This is a genomic window from Vogesella oryzagri (assembly GCF_040148885.1).
Classification (GTDB): Bacteria; Pseudomonadota; Gammaproteobacteria; order Burkholderiales; family Chromobacteriaceae; genus Vogesella; species Vogesella oryzagri.
The window spans coordinates 131,112-149,337 of record NZ_JBEFLD010000005.1 but is presented as its reverse complement, the minus strand read 5'-3'; the positions used below and the strand labels follow the sequence as shown (position 1 = coordinate 149,337).

At 66.6% G+C, this 18,226-nt stretch carries 20 protein-coding genes; 9 read left to right on the top strand and 11 right to left on the bottom strand.

The annotated features are described in order from the left end of the window. The first annotated feature begins 46 nt into the window (after positions 1 to 46). Both ABNW52_RS10890 and ABNW52_RS10885 read left to right on the top strand, forming a co-directional pair. Complete coding sequence (locus tag ABNW52_RS10890) at positions 47 to 1,384, top strand: MFS transporter (RefSeq protein ID WP_349587487.1); 1,338 nt, start codon at positions 47 to 49, stop codon at positions 1,382 to 1,384. 21 nt (positions 1,385 to 1,405) lie between these two features. Continuing rightward, positions 1,406 to 1,921 (top strand): FUSC family protein, encoded by a 516-nt coding sequence (locus ABNW52_RS10885; RefSeq protein ID WP_349587486.1) that lies wholly within the window; start codon positions 1,406 to 1,408, stop codon positions 1,919 to 1,921. A gap of 39 nt (positions 1,922 to 1,960) precedes the next feature. On the opposite strand, the gene ABNW52_RS10880 is transcribed toward ABNW52_RS10885, so the two are convergent. Then, positions 1,961 to 2,875: a LysR family transcriptional regulator gene (locus ABNW52_RS10880; protein ID WP_349587483.1), complete on the bottom strand. Its 915-nt coding sequence runs from the start codon at positions 2,873 to 2,875 to the stop codon at positions 1,961 to 1,963. Between the two features lie 86 nt (positions 2,876 to 2,961). Between ABNW52_RS10880 and ABNW52_RS10875 the strand changes: the two genes are divergently transcribed. The 3 genes from ABNW52_RS10875 (at position 2,962) to ABNW52_RS10865 (ending at position 4,850) form a co-directional block, all read left to right on the top strand. Continuing rightward, positions 2,962 to 3,312, top strand: coding sequence for a protocatechuate 4,5-dioxygenase subunit alpha (locus ABNW52_RS10875; protein ID WP_349587482.1), 351 nt, complete (start codon positions 2,962 to 2,964; stop codon positions 3,310 to 3,312). 2 nt (positions 3,313 to 3,314) lie between these two features. Continuing rightward, a complete protein-coding gene (locus ABNW52_RS10870; protein WP_349587480.1) occupies positions 3,315 to 4,154 on the top strand; it encodes a class III extradiol dioxygenase family protein in 840 nt (279 codons plus the stop codon). Positions 4,155 to 4,361: 207 nt separating this feature from the next. Further along, positions 4,362 to 4,850, top strand: coding sequence for a universal stress protein (locus ABNW52_RS10865; protein WP_349587477.1), 489 nt, complete (start codon positions 4,362 to 4,364; stop codon positions 4,848 to 4,850). A 36-nt stretch (positions 4,851 to 4,886) separates the two neighbouring features. Here ABNW52_RS10865 and ABNW52_RS10860 read toward each other — a convergent pair whose 3' ends face one another. Further along, positions 4,887 to 5,636, bottom strand: coding sequence for a TlyA family RNA methyltransferase (locus ABNW52_RS10860; RefSeq protein WP_349587474.1), 750 nt, complete (start codon positions 5,634 to 5,636; stop codon positions 4,887 to 4,889). Between the two features lie 111 nt (positions 5,637 to 5,747). Between ABNW52_RS10860 and ABNW52_RS10855 the strand changes: the two genes are divergently transcribed. Together ABNW52_RS10855 and ABNW52_RS10850 are read left to right on the top strand one after the other, a co-directional pair. Beyond that, positions 5,748 to 6,377, top strand: coding sequence for a YceH family protein (locus tag ABNW52_RS10855; RefSeq protein ID WP_349587471.1), 630 nt, complete (start codon positions 5,748 to 5,750; stop codon positions 6,375 to 6,377). A 33-nt stretch (positions 6,378 to 6,410) separates the two neighbouring features. Then, a complete protein-coding gene (locus ABNW52_RS10850; protein WP_349587469.1) occupies positions 6,411 to 7,124 on the top strand; it encodes a S4 domain-containing protein in 714 nt (237 codons plus the stop codon). A gap of 82 nt (positions 7,125 to 7,206) precedes the next feature. Here the strand turns inward: ABNW52_RS10850 and ABNW52_RS10845 are convergent, their stop codons facing one another. The 3 genes from ABNW52_RS10845 to ABNW52_RS10835 all read right to left on the bottom strand — a co-directional run bounded on the left by ABNW52_RS10845 (position 7,207) and on the right by ABNW52_RS10835 (position 11,893). Beyond that, on the bottom strand, positions 7,207 to 7,587 hold the full coding sequence (locus ABNW52_RS10845; RefSeq protein WP_349587467.1) for a cupin domain-containing protein: 381 nt from the start codon (positions 7,585 to 7,587) through the stop codon (positions 7,207 to 7,209). A 124-nt stretch (positions 7,588 to 7,711) separates the two neighbouring features. Continuing rightward, positions 7,712 to 9,592 carry an MFS transporter gene (locus tag ABNW52_RS10840; RefSeq protein WP_349587465.1) on the bottom strand — a complete coding sequence of 627 codons (1,881 nt, stop codon included), beginning with the start codon at positions 9,590 to 9,592 and terminating at the stop codon, positions 7,712 to 7,714. Between the two features lie 246 nt (positions 9,593 to 9,838). Then, complete coding sequence (locus ABNW52_RS10835) at positions 9,839 to 11,893, bottom strand: prolyl oligopeptidase family serine peptidase (RefSeq protein ID WP_349587463.1); 2,055 nt, start codon at positions 11,891 to 11,893, stop codon at positions 9,839 to 9,841. 153 nt (positions 11,894 to 12,046) lie between these two features. Here ABNW52_RS10835 and ABNW52_RS10830 point away from each other — a divergent pair, with 153 nt between their 5' ends. After that, positions 12,047 to 12,541 (top strand): Ivy family c-type lysozyme inhibitor, encoded by a 495-nt coding sequence (locus ABNW52_RS10830; protein WP_349587461.1) that lies wholly within the window; start codon positions 12,047 to 12,049, stop codon positions 12,539 to 12,541. A gap of 27 nt (positions 12,542 to 12,568) precedes the next feature. On the opposite strand, the gene ABNW52_RS10825 is transcribed toward ABNW52_RS10830, so the two are convergent. The 5 genes from ABNW52_RS10825 to ABNW52_RS10805 form a co-directional block, all read right to left on the bottom strand. Next, a complete protein-coding gene (locus ABNW52_RS10825; RefSeq protein WP_349587458.1) occupies positions 12,569 to 13,327 on the bottom strand; it encodes a sulfite exporter TauE/SafE family protein in 759 nt (252 codons plus the stop codon). Further along, on the bottom strand, positions 13,324 to 14,352 hold the full coding sequence (gene ltaE, locus ABNW52_RS10820) for a low-specificity L-threonine aldolase (RefSeq protein ID WP_349587456.1): 1,029 nt from the start codon (positions 14,350 to 14,352) through the stop codon (positions 13,324 to 13,326). Before ltaE ends, ABNW52_RS10825 begins: the two co-directional genes overlap by 4 nt. A 298-nt stretch (positions 14,353 to 14,650) precedes the next feature. After that, positions 14,651 to 14,875 (bottom strand): hypothetical protein, encoded by a 225-nt coding sequence (locus ABNW52_RS10815; RefSeq protein ID WP_349587453.1) that lies wholly within the window; start codon positions 14,873 to 14,875, stop codon positions 14,651 to 14,653. Positions 14,876 to 14,973: 98 nt separating this feature from the next. Next, entirely contained in the window at positions 14,974 to 15,732 is a 759-nt protein-coding gene (locus ABNW52_RS10810; protein WP_349587451.1) for an oxygen-binding di-iron domain-containing protein, read from the bottom strand. Beyond that, positions 15,729 to 16,337: a hypothetical protein gene (locus ABNW52_RS10805; protein WP_349587449.1), complete on the bottom strand. Its 609-nt coding sequence runs from the start codon at positions 16,335 to 16,337 to the stop codon at positions 15,729 to 15,731. Before ABNW52_RS10805 ends, ABNW52_RS10810 begins: the two co-directional genes overlap by 4 nt. A 190-nt stretch (positions 16,338 to 16,527) precedes the next feature. On the opposite strand from ABNW52_RS10805, the gene ABNW52_RS10800 reads away from it, so the two are divergent. Next, positions 16,528 to 17,310, top strand: coding sequence for a tRNA threonylcarbamoyladenosine dehydratase (locus ABNW52_RS10800; protein WP_349587446.1), 783 nt, complete (start codon positions 16,528 to 16,530; stop codon positions 17,308 to 17,310). 150 nt (positions 17,311 to 17,460) lie between these two features. Here the strand turns inward: ABNW52_RS10800 and ABNW52_RS10795 are convergent, their stop codons facing one another. Then, the gene (locus tag ABNW52_RS10795; RefSeq protein WP_349587444.1) at positions 17,461 to 18,198 is read right to left on the bottom strand and encodes a substrate-binding periplasmic protein; all 738 of its coding nucleotides are present in this window, start codon (positions 18,196 to 18,198) and stop codon (positions 17,461 to 17,463) included. Positions 18,199 to 18,226: the final 28 nt, after the last annotated feature.

Here is an 18,226-nt window from a genome sequence, read left to right as displayed (position 1 = left end):
TCACGCCTGCAGGGCACGACCACAACCTCGCAGGAGACAACCCAAGATGCACACCCCGCAACACGACACATCCATCAGCTCCAGTGCCGGCGCGCCCCCCACCTTGCGCCTGCGCTGGCACGACGCCATGGCCGTTGGCCGCACGCGTTGGTGGATGCTGGCGCTGGTGTTCTTTGCCACCACCATCAACTACATCGACCGCGCCGCGCTGGGCGTGCTGCAGCCTATCCTGGCCAAGGAGATGAGCTGGACGGCGCAGGACTACGCCAATATCAATTTCTGGTTCCAGGTCGGCTACGCCATCGGCTTTGCCGCCCAGGGCCGCTTCATCGATCGCGTCGGGGTGAAGCACGCCTTTGCGCTGGCGGTGCTGCTGTGGAGCCTGGCGGCCGCCTCGCACGGGCTGGCGGCGTCGGCGGTCGGCTTCATGATCTGCCGTTTCTTCCTCGGGCTGTCGGAAGCGGCCAACTACCCGGCCTGCGTCAAGACCACGCGGCTGTGGTTCCCGGCCGGCGAGCGCGCGCTGGCTACCGGCCTGTTCAACGCCGGCACCAATGTCGGCGCGCTGGTGACGCCGGTGCTGTTGCCGCTGATCATGATGGTGTGGGGCTGGCAGGCAGTGTTCTTCGTCATCGGCTGCTTCGGCCTGGTGTGGCTGGTGTTCTGGCTGCGCCATTACTACAACCCGGCGCAGCACCCGGGGGTGAGCCGCGCCGAGCTGAACTACATCAGCGCCGAGGCCGAGGCGCCGGCCCGCAAGGTGCCGTATTCGCGCATCCTGCGCCTGCGCGGCACCTGGGCCTACGCACTGGCTTTCACCATGACCGCGCCGGTGTTCTGGTTCTACCTGTACTGGCTGCCGCCGTTCCTCAACCAGCAGTACAGCCTGGGCATCAGCGTGACGCAGATGGGCATTCCGCTGATCGTGATCTACCTCACCGCCGACGTCGGCAGTATCGGCGGGGGCATGCTGTCGTCGTGGTTCATCGCCCGCGGCATGGCGCCGATTCCGGCGCGGCTGACCGCCATGCTGCTGTGTGCGCTGTGCATCCTGTCCATCATCGCCGCCGCCGGCGCCAGCAGCCTGTGGCTGGCGGTGGCCGCCATCTCGCTGGCCATCGGCGCGCACCAGGCGTGGACCGCCAACATCTGGAGCCTGGTGATGGACTTCACTCCGAAGGAAGTGGTCAGCAGCGTGTTCGGTTTTGGCAGCATGATCGGTGCCATTGGCGGCATGTTCATGACGCAGATCGTCGGCTATGTGCTGACGGTGACCCACAACAACTACGCGGTGCTGTTCATGCTGATTCCGTGCTGCTACTTCGTGGCGCTGACCTGGCTGTATTTCATGGCGCCGCGCCAGGTGGAAACCCTGCCGGCCTGAGCCGGCAAACCGGGAGACGGCATGCCGCTGGCCTTCATTACCCCGCGCCGCAATGCGGCGCTGTATCTGGGCAATATCCTGCTCGGCTCCTGCATCGTGTGGTTCGGCCTGCCGGCACTGGGTATGCCGGCGCCGTACTGGGCGCTGATCTCGCTGATCTTCATCATCGAGCCGGACATCGCGCAGGCGCGCGCCAACTTTCGCGCCCGGCTGATCAACACCGTCAGCGGCAGCGTCATCGCCTGCCTGTGCCTGCTGTTGCTGGGCGCCGGCTTTGGCGCGCTGCTGCTGGCGCTGGGGCTGGCGGTGCTGCTGGCGATGCTGGTGGAGCACTATCCGGCCAACTGGCGGCTGGCACCGGTGACGGTGGTGATCCTGATGTCGGCGGCGATGAGCCCGCACGGGCCGGGGCAGGAGTGGCAGCTAGCGCTGCTGCGGGTGCTGGAGGTGCTGGCCGGCAGCGTGGTGGCGCTGCTGCAGACGCTGCTGTATGCGCGCTGGCTGGCGCCGGTGCTGGAGGATGGCCGCCCGGAGTGAGGCTGCCGTTGCCGACAAGCCGCCAATTGGCGGCTTTTTTTATGCTGGCGGCGCGGCCAGCACTGCCGCCACCACCTGTTCCAGCTCGGCGCGCAGCCAGCTGTGCGCCGGGTCGTGGCGGTATTTCAGGTGCCAGATCAGGTACATCGGCATGCGGCCAACCTTGGCCGGCAGCTGGCAGCTGGCAAAGCCCTGCATCAAGCCGCGCCCGAGCAGGCCGGGCAGGGTGGCCAGCATCGGGCTGCCGCGCAGAAAGGCCGGAATGCCGGCAAAGCTGGGCACGGTGACAGCAAAGCGGCGCTCGATGCCGCGGGCGCTCAGCTGCTGATCCACATCCAGCATGCGCCGCGGGCTGTACAGCACGCTGATGTGTTCGGCGGCCTGGTAGTCGGCCAGCCGCTGCGGCGCCTCGCGCTGCGCCGGGTCGTAGAACACGCGGTAGTCATCCTCGAACAGCCGCTTGTGCAGGATGTCGCTGGCGTCCGGCGGCCGTGGCGAGATCACCAGCTGGCAGTCGCCCTCGCGCAGCATTTCGGCGCGCGGCACGTCGGAGGGAATCACCCGCAGCCGCACCCCCGGTGCCTGCGGCCGCAGCCGTTGCAACAGCGCCGGCAGCAGCAGGTCGCGCTGGAAATCGTTGGCGGCGATGGTGAAGGTGGTGTGCAGCGTGGCGGGGTGGAATTCATTGCCGGCGGCAAAGCGGCGCATGTCCTCCAGCAGCAGGCGCGCATGCAGCGCCAGCGCCTCGGCGCGGGCGGTAGGCACGATGCCGCGCCCGCTTTTCACGAACAGCGGATCGCCGGTGATCTGCCGCAGTTTGCCCAGCAGATGTGACACCGCGGACTGGGTGACGCCCAGCCGCTGCGCGGCGCCGGTGACCGATTGCGCCTCGATGATGGCCAGCAGCAGCTGCAGCAGTTTGCCGTCGAGGTGCGAATAATCGAAATCGCTCATGAGTGCTATCAATGTCCCTGTGTTTATCCGGGGTATTGCTTTGCGGATACTACCCATCACCCCGCGGGGCAACAAGGAGAAACACAGTGCAAGAGACCAGCAAATTCAGCGTGCCGGGCACCAGTCTGTTTGACGGTGACATGGCGATGAAGGGCTACGCCCTCAACAAGATGTGCTTTTCATTCAACGATGCGGCCAACCGTCAGGCCTTTGTTGCCGAGGAGGCCGGCTACTGCCAGCGTTTCGGCCTGAACGAGGCGCAGTGCCGCGTGGTGCGCGAACGCGATGTGCTGGGCCTGCTGGCGGCCGGCGGCAATGTGTACTACCTGGCCAAGTTCGCCGGCATCCTGGGGCTGGATGTGCAGGACCTGGGGGCATTGCAGACCGGGATGAGTAAGGAAGCGTTCAAACAGATGCTGGTAGAGGCAGGGAAATAATCATGGCAACAATCGTAGGCGGCATTACCACTTCGCACGTACCGGCCATCGGTCGCGCCATCGCCCAGAACCTGCAGCAGGACGCGTACTGGAAGCCATTCTTCGACGGCTTTGCGCCGGTGCAGCAATGGCTGGACGAGGTCAAACCCGACGTGGCGGTAGTGATCTACAACGATCACGGGTTGAATTTCTTCCTCGACAAGCTGCCGACTTTCGCCGTCGGCGCCGCGGCGCAGTACTGCAACGCCGACGAGGGCTGGGGTATTCCCACCCTGCCACCGTTCCCGGGCGATGCGGCGCTGTCGTGGCAGCTGATCAACAGCCTGGTGCAGGACGAGTTCGACATCACCAGCTGTCAGGAAATGCTGGTCGACCATGCCTTCTCGCTGCCGATGAAGCTGCTGTGGCCGCAGGGCGACACCATCCCGGTGCGCACCATCCCGGTGTGCATTAACACCGTGCAGTACCCGCTGCCGTCCGCCACCCGCTGCTTCAAGCTGGGCCAGGCCATCGGCCGTGCCATCGCCAGCTGGCCGGATGAACTGAAGGTGGTGATCATCGGCACCGGCGGCCTGTCGCACCAGCTGGATGGCGAGCGTGCCGGCTTCATCAACAAGGCGTTTGACACCCGCTTCATGGACAGCCTGGCGGCCAACCCGCAGTGGGTGACGCAGTACAGCAACGAGCAGCTGGTGGAATACACCGGCACCCAGGGGGTAGAGCTGCTGATGTGGGTGGCCACCCGTGCCGCGCTGACCGGCGACGTGCGTGAGCTGCATCGCAACTATCACGTCCCCATTTCCAACACCGCCGCCGGCTTGATGCTGTTCGAGAACCGCTAAGGCGGACGCCGCGTATCACCACAGGCCGCCCGGCAGGGCGGCCTGCTGCTTGCTACAGTACAAGTAGCCGAGCGCTGTGGCTGGCAGCGCGTGCGGCCGGTGCCGGCAGCCGTTTGCAGCAGATCAAACAAGCGACAGTCCCGGCTTCGCCACTGCCCGGCTGGCGGCTCATAATGACAACTTCCTAACCCACCCAAGGAACACACCATGTATCGTCATTTGACTGTGGCACTCGATGGCAGCCACAACGCCCGTCCGGCCCTGATCGAAGCGGTGCGCCTGGCGGCGGCGGCCAAGGCGCGGCTGTCGCTGGTACACGTGATCAGCGTGCATGACTTTGTGGTCGACAGTGTCGGCATGCTGGATCTGCAGGGCTTGCAGGAAGAGGCGCGCGGCCAGGGCCAGCGCGTGCTGGACGAGGCGAAAGCCTATGCCGAACATCACGGCGTCAGCGACATCAGCACCCATCTGCTGGAGGCACCGCAGGGCGGCGCCGAAGCGGCGGCCCTGCTGGTGGATTTTGCCACCGGCGGCGCGTCCGACCTGCTGGTGATCGGCACCCACGGCCACCGTGGCTGGAAGCATCTGCTGCTGGGCAGCTTTGCCGAAACCGTACTGCGCCGCGCCACCCTGCCGCTGCTGGTGGTGCGCAACCCGGAAGACGACGACACCCCTAGCGCCGGCACCGCGGCGTAAGCGCTTTGCGGCCAACCTTGGCGGTTGGCCGTCTGTTCAGCGGCGGCGGGCCAGCACGAAAAACTCGTGGTTGCCGTCGCCGCCCTTGATCGGGCTGTCGAACCAGCCCAGCCGCTCGAAACCCTGCTCGGCAATCGCCTGGCTGATCTTGTCTTCCACCCCTTGGTACAGCGATTCATCGCGAACGATGCCGCCGTGGCCCAGGCCGTCGCGGCCGACCTCGAACTGCGGCTTCACCAGGCTGAGCAGGTAGCCGCCGGGGCGGAGCAGCGGCAGCGCCGACGGGTAGATCAGCGTCACCGAAATAAACGACACGTCGCACACCATCAGGTCGAACGGCTGGCCATCGTTGGCCGCCAGCAGCGCGGCGTGGTCCAGCGCGCGCGCGTTGATGCCCTCGAAGTAGCGCACGCGTTCATCGGCGGCGATGCGCGCCGCCAACTGGCCATGGCCGACGTCCACCCCCACCACCCGCGCGGCGCCATGCTGCAACAGGCAATCGGTAAAGCCGCCGGTGGACTGACCGACGTCCAGCGCGCGCCAGCCGCGGATGTCATCCAGCCCGGCCGCCGCCAGCGCGCCGGCCATCTTCAGCCCGCCGCGCGACACGTAGCGGTCGGCCTCGTCCGGCACGATGTCGAACACGCTGTCGTCCGCCAGCTTCTGGCTGACCTTGTGCAGCGGCCGGCCGGCCACGCTGACGCGCCCGGCCTCGATCAGCGCCTGCGCCGCCGTGCGCGAGGCGGCAAGCCCTTGTTCCACCAGCAAAACATCCACCCGTTTCATATCCTGCATCCATCAGCGTGCCAAAACCGCGCAAGGGTAGACGCAGACAAGGTTGGCCGCAAGCGGGCGGCGGTGCGATGATGGCGGCCAGAACGACCACTGGGGACAAGCATGGACGACAGACTGACACTGGAGCCGCACGCGGTACGCGTGCTGGGCGCCCTGATCGAAAAACAGGCACTGACACCCGACAACTACCCGTTGACGCTGAACGCGCTGCAGTCGGCCTGCAATCAGCTCACCAGCCGCGAGCCGGTGCTGAGCCTGAGCGAAGGCGAGCTTAGCGCCGCGCTGGACAGCCTGCTGGCGCAAAAGCTGGTGTCCGAGCGCCTGCCGGCCGGTAGCCGCGTGGCCAAGTACGAACATCGCCTCAACTACGCGTGGAACATCGACGGCGCGCGCCTGGCGGTGCTGGGCCTGCTGCTGCTGCGCGGCGCGCAGACCAGCGCCGAGCTGCGCAGCCGCGCCGGCCGCATGTACAGCTTCAGCGGGGTGGAAGAAGTGGATACTGCGCTGAACGCGCTGGCCGACAAATACCCGCCGCTGGTGGAAAAACTGCCGCGCCAGCCGGGGGCGCGCGAGGCACGCTGGGTGCACACCCTGCTGCCGTACGACGCCAGCCAGGTCGCCACGGCGACCGAGGCGGCCGACCCGTCGCTGGCGGCGCGTGTCGGCGAGCTGGAACAGCAGCTGGCGCAGCTGCTGCAACGTATCGAGAAGCTGGAGCAGGGCGCGCAGTAAGCCGCCCGCCATCTTCGAATCAGAAAGGTAGTCATGACAGAGCAGCAAAGCATCCGACTTTCCAAGCGTATGGCCGAACTGGGGCTGTGCTCGCGCGGCGAGGCGGATGATTACATCGCCCAGGGGCTGGTGCTGGTGGACGGTGTGGTGGTGGATGTGCTGGGCAGCCGGGTAACGCCGCAGCAGCGCATCGAGCTGGCGGCCAGCGGCCCGCGCGAACAGCCGGAGCGCATCAGCATGCTGCTGCACAAGCCGGCGGCGCTGGGCGAGGAACAACTGCTGGCGCAGCTGGTGCCGGCCCGGCGCGCCGCCGACGACAACTCCGGCCTGGTGTACCTGCGCAAGCATCAGCAGCGGCTGCAGCTGTTTGGCGCCGTGCAGGCCGGCGAAAGCGGGCTGCTGGTGGCGACGCAGGATGGCAAGACCGCGCGCCAGATGCAGGCCGGCGATTTCGAGCAGGAATGGCTGCTCAACCTGACGCAGCCGCTGTCCGATGCCGCGCTGAAACTGCTGCAGGATGGGGTGGAGCTGAATGGCAAGCGGCTGCGCGCCGGTCGCGTCAGCCGCCAGAGCGAGCGCCAGCTGTGCGTGGTGCTGAAGAAACCGGCACCGGGCATGATCGCCGCCATGTTGGCCGCGGCCAACGTAGCGGCCGCAGGCGGGCACTGCATCCGCATCGGCCGCGTGCGGCTGGGCAAGCTGCCGGCCGGCCAGTGGCGCTATATGACGGCGCTGGAGAAATTCTGAGCCGGCGCCGCGCGCCGCCATGAAAAAAGCTGGCTGCGGTGGTTCCGCAGCCAGCTTTTTTATTACCGGTGACCCGCGTGGCTCAGTCTTTGCGCGCCAGGCGGTCTTCCTCGAACACGGCGAAGGTTTTCTTGGCCGGTTCGATCACTTCCCATACGCCTTCAAAGCCAGCCGGGATCACGAAATGCTGGCCGGCCACGATTTCCACCATCGAGCCATCGTCGCCATGCATGCGCACGTGGCCTTCCAGCAGCGTGCAGAACTCGCACTCGGTGTACTTCACCCGCCAGGCGCCGACACCTCCAGACCACAGCCCGGCGTGAAACTGGCCGGTCGGATCGCTGTAATGCATTTCCACGGATTGCTGGCAAGGGCCGCTCAACTTACGCTCGGCCGGTGCCGCGAAAGAATCGGGGGTGATGTCCTGTTTGTGGAACAGAACGATATCGTTTGCGCTAGACACGAAACGCTCCTTTGTAGTGCTGCTTTGTTACAACTTGATCAAATCTGTGTCCGCCACTCTGGCACAAGCGGGCAGTGGCGGCAAGCCGTGCACGGCAAAATAGCCGGCGGGCATGCCGCGCGGCCTAGCGCCATTCGCCGCGCAAGCGGCTTACCTCCTGCTGCAGCGCGCTGGCGCTCACCGCCGTCGCCGGCAGCGGCGCGGCCGCCTTGAGGGCGATCTTCGACCAGGCGCGGCGCGGCCAGCACAGCATGGCGACGCCGTAGCGGCGCGAGAAGAAGCTGCCCCACATGCCGCACAGCGCCAGCGGTACCACCGGCACCGGCGTGCGTGCCACGATCTCCTCGATGCCGCTCTTGAACGGGTTGATATTGCCATCATAGGTGATCTTGCCTTCCGGGAAGATGCACACCACTTCGCCCTCGGCCAGTGCCGCCGCCACCGCGTCGAACGCGCGCTGCTTGGCCTGCGGATCTTCCTTGGCCGGTGCAATCGGAATCGCCCGCGCGGTGTGGAAGATGAAGTTGAGCAGCGGCACCTTGAAGATGTGGTGATCCATCACGAAGCGGATCGGGCGACGCACCGCGCCGGCCAGGATCAGCGCATCCATGAAGCTGACGTGGTTGCACACCAGTACGCACGGGCCTTCCTCCGGGATGTGCTCCAGCCCCTCGTGGCGGATGCGGTACAGGGTGTGGGTGGCGATCCACACCAGGAAGCGCATCAGGAACTCCGGCAGCAGGCTGTAGATGTACAGCGCCACCAGCAGGTTGAGCAGCGCGGCGATCAGCAGCACGTTGGGGATGCTCACGCCGTTGGCCGCCAGTAGCGCGGCAAAGGCGGCGGATACCACCATGAACAGCGAGTTGAGGATGTTGTTGGCGGCAATGGCGCGCGAGCGGAACGTCGGTGCGGCGCGCGACTGCACCAGCGCGTACAGCGGCACGATGTAGAAGCCGCCGAACACGCCGATGAGGGTGAAATCCGCCATCAGCCGCCAGTAGCTGGCGCTGCCGATGAGCCCCAGCCAGGTGAGCGTGCCGCCGGCGTGCGCCGGGGTGGCGAAGTACAGGTCGATGCCGAACAGGCACAGCCCCAGGGAGCCGAACGGCACCAGCCCCAGCTCCACCTTGCGGCCGGACAGCTTCTCGCACAGCATCGAGCCCAGCCCCACGCCTAGCGAGAACAGCGTCATCAGCAGGGTGTAGACGCTGGCATCGCCGCCCAGCACATCGGAAGCAAAGGTCGGCAGCTTGGACAGGTACAGCGCGCCCAGGAACCAGAACCAGGAAATGCCCAGCAGCGACAGCCACACCGGGCGGCTTTGCTTCGCCTGCTGGATGATGGCCCAGGTCTGGCGCGGCATGTGCCAGTCGATCGGCAGCGCCGCCGACGAGGGCGGTGCCGGCGGCATGCGCCGCGCGGCGGCGAGACCGGCCAGCGCGCAGGCCAGCAGCGCCACGATGATGGTGAAGCGCTGCGGGTCGGCATTCACCAGCACGGTGCCGGCCACCTGGCCGAGGATGATGGACACGAAGGTGCCCATCTCGATCAGGCCGTTGCCGCCCACCAGCTCCTTCGGCTGCAGATACTGCGGCAGCACGCTGAATTTCAGCGGCCCGAACAGCGTGGAGTGCACCCCCATCAGGAAGATGGTGGACATCAGGATGGCGCCGTTATGCAGCCAGAAACCCAGCGCCGCCACCAGCATGATGGCGATCTCCATCTGCTTAACGAAGCGCGCCACCGCCGCCTTGTCGTACTTCTCGCACAGCTGGCCGGCAGTGGCGGAAAACAGGAAGAACGGCAGGATGAACAGCGCTGCCGCCAGCTGGATCATCAGCTCCGGCGCCAGCCCCAGCAGCTGCATGCCGTGGAAGTTGATCAGCACCACCACCGCGTTTTTCAGCAGGTTGTCGTTGAAGGCGCCAAAGAACTGGGTGACGAACAGCGGCAGAAAGCGCCGCGTCTTGAACAGGTCGAACTGGTTGGGGTGGTGGGACATGCTGCCGCCATGGGGGAAGGTCGATGGCGGCATGGTATGTCAGCCGCCGCCTTGCGGCCAACCCTCGTGCTCTGTTTCGCCAATCCCGCAACACGACAGCGCGCCGTGCTCCCCATGGCGGCGTTGCGCATCGCTCGCCATAGCGGCGGCGATTGCGATGGTTCGCGCCTTGCCACAGGGCGCAATCCATCGCTTTCGTCTCGTCGCCGCCATCCACGCGCCATGGTTGGCCGCCAGCCGTGGTGTTCAATCCATCAGCTGCCGATACAGGTAGACCAGCACGCGCGCCAGTTCCTCGGCGGTCTGCTCCTGGCCGGTATTGCCGCCGTGGCCGCCGCCCTCGGTTTCGAACAGCAGCACGTCGTGCTGCATCGCCTGCATGCGCGCCACCATCTTGCGCGCGTGCGCCGGATGCACGCGGTCGTCCTTGCTGCTGGTGGTGAACAGCGCCAGCGGGTAGCGGGCGTCGGCGCTGGCGTGGTGGTAGGGCGAGTACGCCGCCAGCGCCGCGCGCTCGTCCTCGTCCTGCGGGTCGCCGTATTCGTCGATCCAGCTGGCGCCGGCCAGCAGCTCGCTGTAGCGCAGCATGTCCAGCAGCGGCACCTCGCATACCACCGCGTTGAACAGCTCCGGGCGCTGCACCAGGCAGGCGCCGACCAGCAGGCCGCCGTTGCTGCCGCCTTCGATGCCCAGCCGGCGCGCGCAGGTGTAGCCGCGGGCGATCAGGTCTTCCGCTACCGCGATGAAATCGTCGAAGCTCACCTGCCGGCGCGGCCCCTGTGCCGCCTGATGCCAGCCCGGGCCGAACTCGCCGCCGCCGCGGATATTGGCCACCACGAACACGCCGCCCTTTTCCAGCCACTGCGGGCCGAAGTTGTCCATGTAGTAGGGCATCATCGGCACTTCGAAACCGCCGTAGCCGTACAGCAGCGTCGGCGCGTTGCCATCCAGCGCCAGGTCGCGGCGATGCACCACGAAGTAGGGGATGGCGGTGCCGTCCGGCGCGCGTGCCAGCAATTGCTCGGCGACAAAATCGGCGGCCGCGAAGGCGGCCGGCTGCTGGCGCAGCACTTCCGGCTCGCCGCCGGAGAGCAGGTCCAGCCGGTACAGCCCGGCCGGGGTCAGGAAGTCGCTGTAGCTGTAGTACAGCAGGTCGCTGTGCCACGGCTGGTCGGCGAACTCGATCACGCCACCGGTGGGCAGCGGGTTGGCATGCGGCTGCCAGCCACCCTGCGACCAGCGCAGGGTGACCAGGCGGCTTTTCACCTTGTCGATGACGATGATGGCCAGCAGGTTCAGCGTGGCTTCCACCATTTCCACCGACTGCGCCTCGTTCGGTACGAACAGCTCGGCGATGCGGCCAACCTTGCCGCTGCCCACGCTGCAGGCCACCGCCAGCAGGCTGCCGGCGGTGTAGTGCTGGCCAGCGAAGTGCCAGTCCTCGGCCAGCTTCACGATCAGGTCGCCGTGGCTGTAGGCCTCGATCTCGGCGCGCTCCGGCAGTGGTAGCGCAATCAGGCTATCACCGGCAAGGTGGTAATAGGTTTTGCTGTAGAAGCTGTCGGACGCCTCGATGATGTCGAAAGCGGTGATGGCAGCCGGTGCCACAGGGTTGGCCGCATCCAGGAAGCGCCACGCCGCCACCATCATCGCGTCCTCGTCCAGCTGCAGCAGCGGCTGCGCCTGCTCCCAGCTGTGGCCGCGTTGCAGCAGCCACACTTCGCGCGGGTAGCCGGCACGGGTCAGCTGCGCCTCGTCCCACGCCGGGCACACGAACACGCTGTCCCGGTCGCGCCAGGCGATATGGTTCTTGCCGTAGGGGAAGGCAAAGCCGCCGGCGACGAAGGCCTGCGCATCCAGATCGTACTCGCGGGTGACGGTGGCATCGGAGCCGCCGGGGGTGAGGCTGAGCAGCACATGCTGCGGCTGCTCGGTGTAGTGCGACACGCCGTCCAGATACCAGTCCACCTGCTCGGTGGCGGCCAGCTGGTCGATGTCCAGCACCGTCTGCCAGTCCTGGCTATTGGCGCGGTAGGCATCCAGTGTGCAGCGGCGGTAGATGCCGCGCGGGTGAGCTTCGTCCTGGTGGAAGTTGTACAGCCAGCCGGCGTGCTCGGCAAAAAACGGGATCTGCCGCGTGTCGCGCAGATTGGCGAGGATGGATTGCTTCAGCCCGGCAAAGCGCGGGTCGCTGTCCAGCCGCGCGCGGGTGGCGGCGTTCTGTGCGGCCACCCAGGCAAGGGCAGCGGGGTCGTCCAGGCTTTCCAGCCACTGGAACGGGTCGTGAGAGTGATCGGTCATCGGATAGGCGCAAAGGTTGGCCGCAAGGCGGAATGGGCGGATTGTGCGGCAGGCGGGCGCCGCTGCAAAGCACGCACGCTGTTTGCGCTGCCGCCACGCCGCCCGTGCGACGGGCGTGGCATGATGCAGGCATTGCCAGAACGGGAGTTAAGCATGCAGAAACGATGGATGCTGTGTTGGCTGGTCGCGCTGCTGGCCGGCAGCGCGCAGGCGGCGGACAAACGCAACGCCATGCAGGCGCTGCAATGCAAGCAGCCGCTGCAGTGCGCCTACTTTACCGATGTCTACGCCGCGGACCGCGGCTTTCGCAACGCGGTGCAGTCGGCGTTTCGCGGTAGCGGCGGCAAGGCGCCACCGTGGGTGGCTGGTGGTGTCAGCACCCCGCTGCTGCCGCTGAAGAGCGGCCGCGACGACTACCTGCGCGGCTGGGTATGCGAACCGCACAACTGCCCGCACCAATTGCTGGTGCTGTACGCACCCAAGCGCCAGCAGCTGGTGGCGCGCTACAGCCGCGATGACGGCACCGTTGTGTGGCTGGGGCGTCCCAATAGCAGCCAGCAGGCGCTGCTGCTGGACGAAACCGACGCGGCCTCGCCGCTATACGGCAAGCTCGGCGACAGCACGCCGCTGCCGCTGGTGTTGCGGTGAGGTTTGCGGCCAACGTTGGCCGCAGTTTTAGCCGTACACCTTGTAGAAGAATGCCAGCGTCAGCACGCTGCCCAGCGCCACCACCACGCGCTTGAGCCAGATCGCCGGCAGGCGGCGGGCCAGGCGGGCACCGGCCACGCCGCCGGCGATGGTGCCGGCCAGCATCAGCAGCGCCGCCGGCCAGTCGACGATGCCGGCGACGATGAAGGTCAGCACCGCTACGCCGGAGATCAGTACCGATAGCCAGGTTTTCAGCGCGTTCATGCGCGTCAGGGTATCCAGCGCGAACAGGCTGTACAGCGCCAGCATCATGATGCCCATGCCGCCGCCGAAGAAGCCGCCGTAGACGGCCACCAGCAGCTGGCCGGCCAGCAGGCCGCCGCGGCTGCCGTGCACGGTGCTGGCGTGGCGGCCCAGCCAGCGGGTGAGCTGGCCGCTGGCGGCAAACATGACGGTGGCCAGCAGGATCAGCCACGGCACCAGCGCGTCGAACAGCCGCGGCGATACCACGGTGACCAGCCAGCCGCCGATCAGGCCGCCCAGCAGGCTGATGCCGCTCATCGCCGGCAACGCGCGCTGGCCGGCCAGTTCACGACGGAAGGCTAGGCTGCTGGCGACATAGCCCGGCCACTGCGATACCGAGCTGGTGGCGTTGGCGACGATGGGTGGCAGCCCGGCCGCCACCAGCGCCGGGAAGGTGATCAGCGTGCCGCCGCCGGCCATGGCGTTGAGCGCGCCGGCGGCAAGGGCAGCAGCAAACAGCGCCAGCGCGATGCTCAGCGTCATGCGGCCAACTGTGCAGCGAACACGGCGACGATGCGGTCGATCTTGGCGCGGCCGATCTGCCAGTGCGTCACCAGCCGCATCAGGCCATGCTCGGGGCCGTTGGCCTTGATGCCGGCCGCGGTCAGCGCCGCCATCAGCTGGCCGCTGTCCAGGCTGTCCGGCAGGCGGAACCACACCATGTTGATGTGCACGTCGTCCAGATTGACGCTGATGCCGGGCAGGGCTGCCAGTTGTTCGGCCAGATAGCGGGCGTTGGCGTGATCCTCGGGCAGGCGCGCCGCCATCTCGGTCAGTGCCAGCAGGCCGGGCGCAGCCAGCACGCCGGCCTGGCGCAGGCCGCCGCCCAGCAGCTTGCGATTCTTGCGCGCGCGGGCGATGAAGGCGGCCGGGCCGGCGAGGATGGAGCCGACCGGTGCGGCCAACCCTTTGGACAGACAGCACATCACCGTGTCGCTGTAGCGGGTGATGTCGCGCACCTCGCAGCCCAGGTGTACCGCGGCGTTGAACACGCGGGCGCCGTCCAGGTGTACCGGCACGCCGTGCTGCTGCGCGACGTCCCACACCGCCTGCATGGCGGCCAGCGGAATCACCCGGCCGTTGCTGTGCGCGTTTTCGACGCAGATCAGCCCGGTGCGCGGCCAGTGGATGTCTTCGCCGTCGCGGATACGCTTTTTCACCTCATCGGCGCGCAGCACGCCGTCGGTACTGGCGATGGTGCGCAGCTGCACGCCGGCGATCACCGCCGCGCCGCCGGTTTCATGCCACACGATATGGCAGTCGTCGCCGAGGATCACTTCGTCGCCGCGCTGGCAGTGGGTGTACAGCGCCAGCTGGTTGCCGAAGTTGCCGGACGGCACGAACAGCGCGGCTTCCTTGCCCAGAATGCCTGCGGCCAATGTTTCCAGCTCGCGCACGGTGGGGTCGTCGCCGTAGACGTCGTCGCCGACCACGGCGTCGAACATGGCCTGGCGCATGGCCTGGGTGGGCTGGGTTACGGTATCGCTGCGTACGTCGATGCTGTGCATGGTGGTCCTCTGTGTGTGCGGGCCTGGTGTCTGCTCACGCGCTGCTGTGCGTGGCGAGATGCTACGGAGTGACTGCGTTTGCGGAATGCTCATTTAGCACTTGTCGATTCCGCTTGCGCAGCCGCGTTCGCCTTTTCTCACGCTCGCGAGCGCGGGTGCCGGCGCCAATAAAAACGGCGACCCGCGGGTCGCCGTGATGGCATTCATGTAATCGGGTCGATCCGATTTTGCCTGTCGCATCGACAGGTGCATAGTTGGGCGACAGAACAGTCAGTTTCTGTCGCCGGTGGCTGGTGGCTTAGTGCACGCGATAGGAGGCCTTCAGGGCATCGGTACGGCGCTGGGCCAGGTCCAGCGCGGCGGCGGGCATGCTGATGTCGGCGCCGCAGGCGCAGTGCAACTGCTTGTCGGGGTGCAGGCTGGCCAGATGGTGGCGGGTTTCATGCCCGCAATCGCAGGCAATGACCACGGTGGCGTTGTAGTGCTTGTCCAGGTCGATATCGAAACGCGGTGACTTTATCATCGGAACATCTCCCGTAAAGAAACAAACACCCCCGCGTGGCGGAGGTGCTTTCAGGGTAGATGATGAGTAATTTATTGCAAGTAATACAACTACTTGCCTTACGCCAGCCGGCGGTGGCGGAAGGTGGACAGCCCCACCGGCAGCTCGGCGAACCAGTTGATGAAGCGCATCACGTCCTCGCCCTGGAAAATGGCGCCATGTTGCGGGCACATCATGTCGATTTTCAGCCGGCTGGCGCGCTCGCACCAGTCCAGCTTTGCCTCGGTGGAGCCCATCCAGCGGCGGTGGAAGCCTTCGGCATGGCGGATGTGCTGGTCGAAATCGCGCACGAACAGCTCGCCTTCGTCCGGCGGCAGCAGCGCCGCGCCGACGTCGCCGGAGAACAGGATGCGCGCGTCCGGGTCGTACAGGTGAAAGTTGCCGGAGGAGTGCAGATAATGCGCCGGCACCGCCTCCAGCTGGCCCTGTCCCAGCGGAATGTGCTGACCTTCGTCCGGGATGGATTGCAGTGATTGGTCATCACCGCCGAAGTGCGGGATGAAGCTGTCCCACAGCCGGCTGACATGGCAGCGGATCTTCGGGTTGCAGTCCAGCCACAGCCCCAGCGAGGAGATGATGTCCGGGTCCTGGTGCGAGGCGAACAGGCGGTTGATGCTCATCGGGTCGACCACGGTGGACAGCGCGGCGAACACCGCCGGAAAGATTTCGCTACCACCGGGGTCGGTGAGCAGGTTGTCGCCGTCGCGGCTGATCAGGTATTCGTTGGTGTCGATCACATAACCCGGCTTGGCGGCGTCACGGGCGATCACCACCCAGCGGTGGTTGCCTTCCTGATAAATGGTGGTGGCTGATTTCATATTCTTTGCATTCCGGCGCACAGCGTTTCGATGGAGGGCAGGATGGTCTGGATTTTCTGGTCGAAGTCCTGGCTCACTTCGGCTAGGGCGCGGCCGTATTCGCGGCCGTAGGCCGCTTCGATCTTGGCGGAACGCGAGATGGCGGTGCCGAACTGGCACAGCTTGCGCGCTTCTTCCAGCCGGTCCAGCAGCCGCAGGCGCACTTCGCGCACCTGCTGTCCCCGGGCCTGGAACACCTGCAGCCGTTCGGCCAGGATGGCGTCCAGCGCCGGCAGCGGCTGGGGCAGTTGCTGGCGCGTGGCCTGCAGCAGGTGCTGGCGGCGCTCGCGGCGCAACAGGTCGGAAATCAGGTTCACCGCCTGGTAGGCGTCGCTGGACAGCTCCTGCATCAGCCCGGTGAGCTCCACCGACAGCGTGCGCAGTTCCTTGGAGATCACGCCGAAGCCCAGCGCCACTTCGCCGGCGCGGTGCGACAGCAGGATGGCGTTCAGCGCCATGATGTTGATCTGGAACGCGATCAGCACCACGCCCTTGATGCCCTCGTTCAGGCGCACGAAGCTGGCCAGCTGTTGCGATGACGAATGTTGCAGAGCCTGTGTGCTCACTCCGGGTCTCTCCTGATGGGCGGCTGCCGTGTTCGGCAGTCTAGCAAAGCGCCATGCGGCTTGCCTGCCTTCTTGCGCCGCTGGCATGACCCTGCTCAAGCCGGCATGCAACTGGCGTGGCAGGGGCATTGTGGCTGGAGATTGTGGCGGCGCTTGGTTATGCTTGCGCGTTTTGCAGTGGGAGCACGCGATGGAAGCCGATTTGCAGCGCCGTTTTGGCGGTATTGCCCGCCTGTATGGCGACGACGCCCTGCAGCGTTTTGCTGCGGCCAACGTGTGCATCATCGGCGTCGGCGGGGTGGGCAGCTGGGTGGTGGAGGCGCTGGCGCGCAGCGGCGTGGGCCGGCTGACGCTGATCGACCTCGACAACATCGCCGAATCCAACACCAACCGCCAGTTGCCGGCGCTGGACCCGAACTACGGTCTGGCCAAGGTGACCGCACTGGCCGAGCGCGTGCGCGCCATCAACCCGGCCTGCGTGGTGACCGAGGTGGAAGACTTCGTTACCGAAGAAAATATGGCCGCCATGCTGGGGCAGGGTTTCGATTACATCGTCGACTGCATCGACAGCCTGCGGGTGAAGACGGCGATCGCCGCCTGGTGCGTGCGCCGCCGCCAGAAGCTGATCGTGTCCGGCGGCGCCGGCGGACAGATGGACCCGGCGCGTATCGGCATTGCCGACCTGTCGGCGGTGACCGACGACCCGTTGTTGTCCAAGCTGCGCTACAACCTGCGCCGCCACCACGGCTTTGCCCGCGAGCCGGGCAAGAAGATGGGGGTGGTGTGCGTGTACTCCACCGAGCAGCTGGTGTATCCGCAGGCCGACGCCTGCGAGGTGGACGCGGCGCGCGGGCCGCAGGGGCTGTCTTGTGCCGGTTTTGGCGCCAGCATGGTGGTAACCGCCAGCTTCGGCCTGTTCGCCGCCGGCCGCGTGCTGGAGGAGCTGGCCGGCAAGCGCCGCAAGAAGGGCTGAGGCATTCCTGGTAGGGCGGAAGCCAGGTAATACCGGGCGTTCCGCCGAGGTGTGTCCCATCTAAGCTGGTACGGCTGATGGCGGATCGCCCTGGCGGGCATCCGTCCTACTGCGGGACCAACGTTGGCCGCAACGGCCAGGCTGGCCGGCTTACTCCGGCAGCTGGTACTTGTCGCGGTAGCGCTGCAGGATGCGCTGGTACTCGCCGCTGGCTTTCAGCTGCAGCAGGGCGGCATCGAACTCGCGGCGCCGCAGGTCGCTGCGAAAGCCGACATGGCGCGGCGAATTGCCAAACAGCGCGTAGCTGCTGACCGCCAGCCGGTGCCCGCTCAGGTCCAGCTGGGTGCGGTTGGCGTGAAACACCATTTCGTCGCCCACCACCACATCCACCCGGTGATTCAGCAACAGGCGGTTCAGCGTGTCCTGATCGGCATGTTCGCTGTAGCTGGGCGACGCCATCACCGCTTTGCTGTAGTCGTTGCCGAACAGCAGGCGGGCATTCTGGAAGCTGGCCACGTTGTAGCGCGCCAGGTCGCCCAGCTGGCGCAGCACGATGCCGCTGTGCTGCAACACGATGGCGCGATTGCGGTAGTACAGCAGTGGTTGCGAGTAATACAGGCCGCTGCCGGCGCCGGGAATCAGCGTGATCATGGCATCCACGCTGCCTTCCTGCAGCATCGCCAGCCCGCGTGCCTGCGGCACCTGCAGCACCACGGGCTGATGCCCGGCCAGTTGCAGGGTGCGGAGCGCCAGCTCGACCTCCATGCCGCTCTTGCCGCCATCTTCCACATACGGCGGCTTGGCCAGCCCGACCGCCAGCCGCACGTTGGCCGCCAGCAGCGTGGCAGACAGCAGCAGCAAACAACAGGCAGCAAGCAAACGCGTCATGATTCCGGCTCCGGCGGGTCGGTCGGCG

What these genes read in the sequence shown, in the direction of transcription:
- ABNW52_RS10830 (WP_349587461.1), top strand. Translation starts at nt 12,047, where the DNA reads ATGCAGAAACGATGGATGCTGTGTTGGCTGGTCGCGCTGCTGGCCGGC.
- ABNW52_RS10870 (WP_349587480.1), top strand. Translation starts at nt 3,315, where the DNA reads ATGGCAACAATCGTAGGCGGCATTACCACTTCGCACGTACCGGCCATC.
- ABNW52_RS10885 (WP_349587486.1), top strand. Translation starts at nt 1,406, where the DNA reads ATGCCGCTGGCCTTCATTACCCCGCGCCGCAATGCGGCGCTGTATCTG.
- ABNW52_RS10860 (WP_349587474.1), bottom strand. Translation starts at nt 5,636, where the DNA reads ATGAAACGGGTGGATGTTTTGCTGGTGGAACAAGGGCTTGCCGCCTCG.
- ABNW52_RS10825 (WP_349587458.1), bottom strand. Translation starts at nt 13,327, where the DNA reads ATGACGCTGAGCATCGCGCTGGCGCTGTTTGCTGCTGCCCTTGCCGCC.
- ltaE (WP_349587456.1), bottom strand. Translation starts at nt 14,352, where the DNA reads ATGCACAGCATCGACGTACGCAGCGATACCGTAACCCAGCCCACCCAG.
- ABNW52_RS10795 (WP_349587444.1), bottom strand. Translation starts at nt 18,198, where the DNA reads ATGACGCGTTTGCTTGCTGCCTGTTGTTTGCTGCTGCTGTCTGCCACG.
- ABNW52_RS10810 (WP_349587451.1), bottom strand. Translation starts at nt 15,732, where the DNA reads ATGAAATCAGCCACCACCATTTATCAGGAAGGCAACCACCGCTGGGTG.
- ABNW52_RS10855 (WP_349587471.1), top strand. Translation starts at nt 5,748, where the DNA reads ATGGACGACAGACTGACACTGGAGCCGCACGCGGTACGCGTGCTGGGC.
- ABNW52_RS10850 (WP_349587469.1), top strand. Translation starts at nt 6,411, where the DNA reads ATGACAGAGCAGCAAAGCATCCGACTTTCCAAGCGTATGGCCGAACTG.
- ABNW52_RS10835 (WP_349587463.1), bottom strand. Translation starts at nt 11,893, where the DNA reads ATGACCGATCACTCTCACGACCCGTTCCAGTGGCTGGAAAGCCTGGAC.
- ABNW52_RS10865 (WP_349587477.1), top strand. Translation starts at nt 4,362, where the DNA reads ATGTATCGTCATTTGACTGTGGCACTCGATGGCAGCCACAACGCCCGT.
- ABNW52_RS10815 (WP_349587453.1), bottom strand. Translation starts at nt 14,875, where the DNA reads ATGATAAAGTCACCGCGTTTCGATATCGACCTGGACAAGCACTACAAC.
- ABNW52_RS10890 (WP_349587487.1), top strand. Translation starts at nt 47, where the DNA reads ATGCACACCCCGCAACACGACACATCCATCAGCTCCAGTGCCGGCGCG.
- ABNW52_RS10840 (WP_349587465.1), bottom strand. Translation starts at nt 9,592, where the DNA reads ATGTCCCACCACCCCAACCAGTTCGACCTGTTCAAGACGCGGCGCTTT.
- ABNW52_RS10800 (WP_349587446.1), top strand. Translation starts at nt 16,528, where the DNA reads ATGGAAGCCGATTTGCAGCGCCGTTTTGGCGGTATTGCCCGCCTGTAT.
- ABNW52_RS10880 (WP_349587483.1), bottom strand. Translation starts at nt 2,875, where the DNA reads ATGAGCGATTTCGATTATTCGCACCTCGACGGCAAACTGCTGCAGCTG.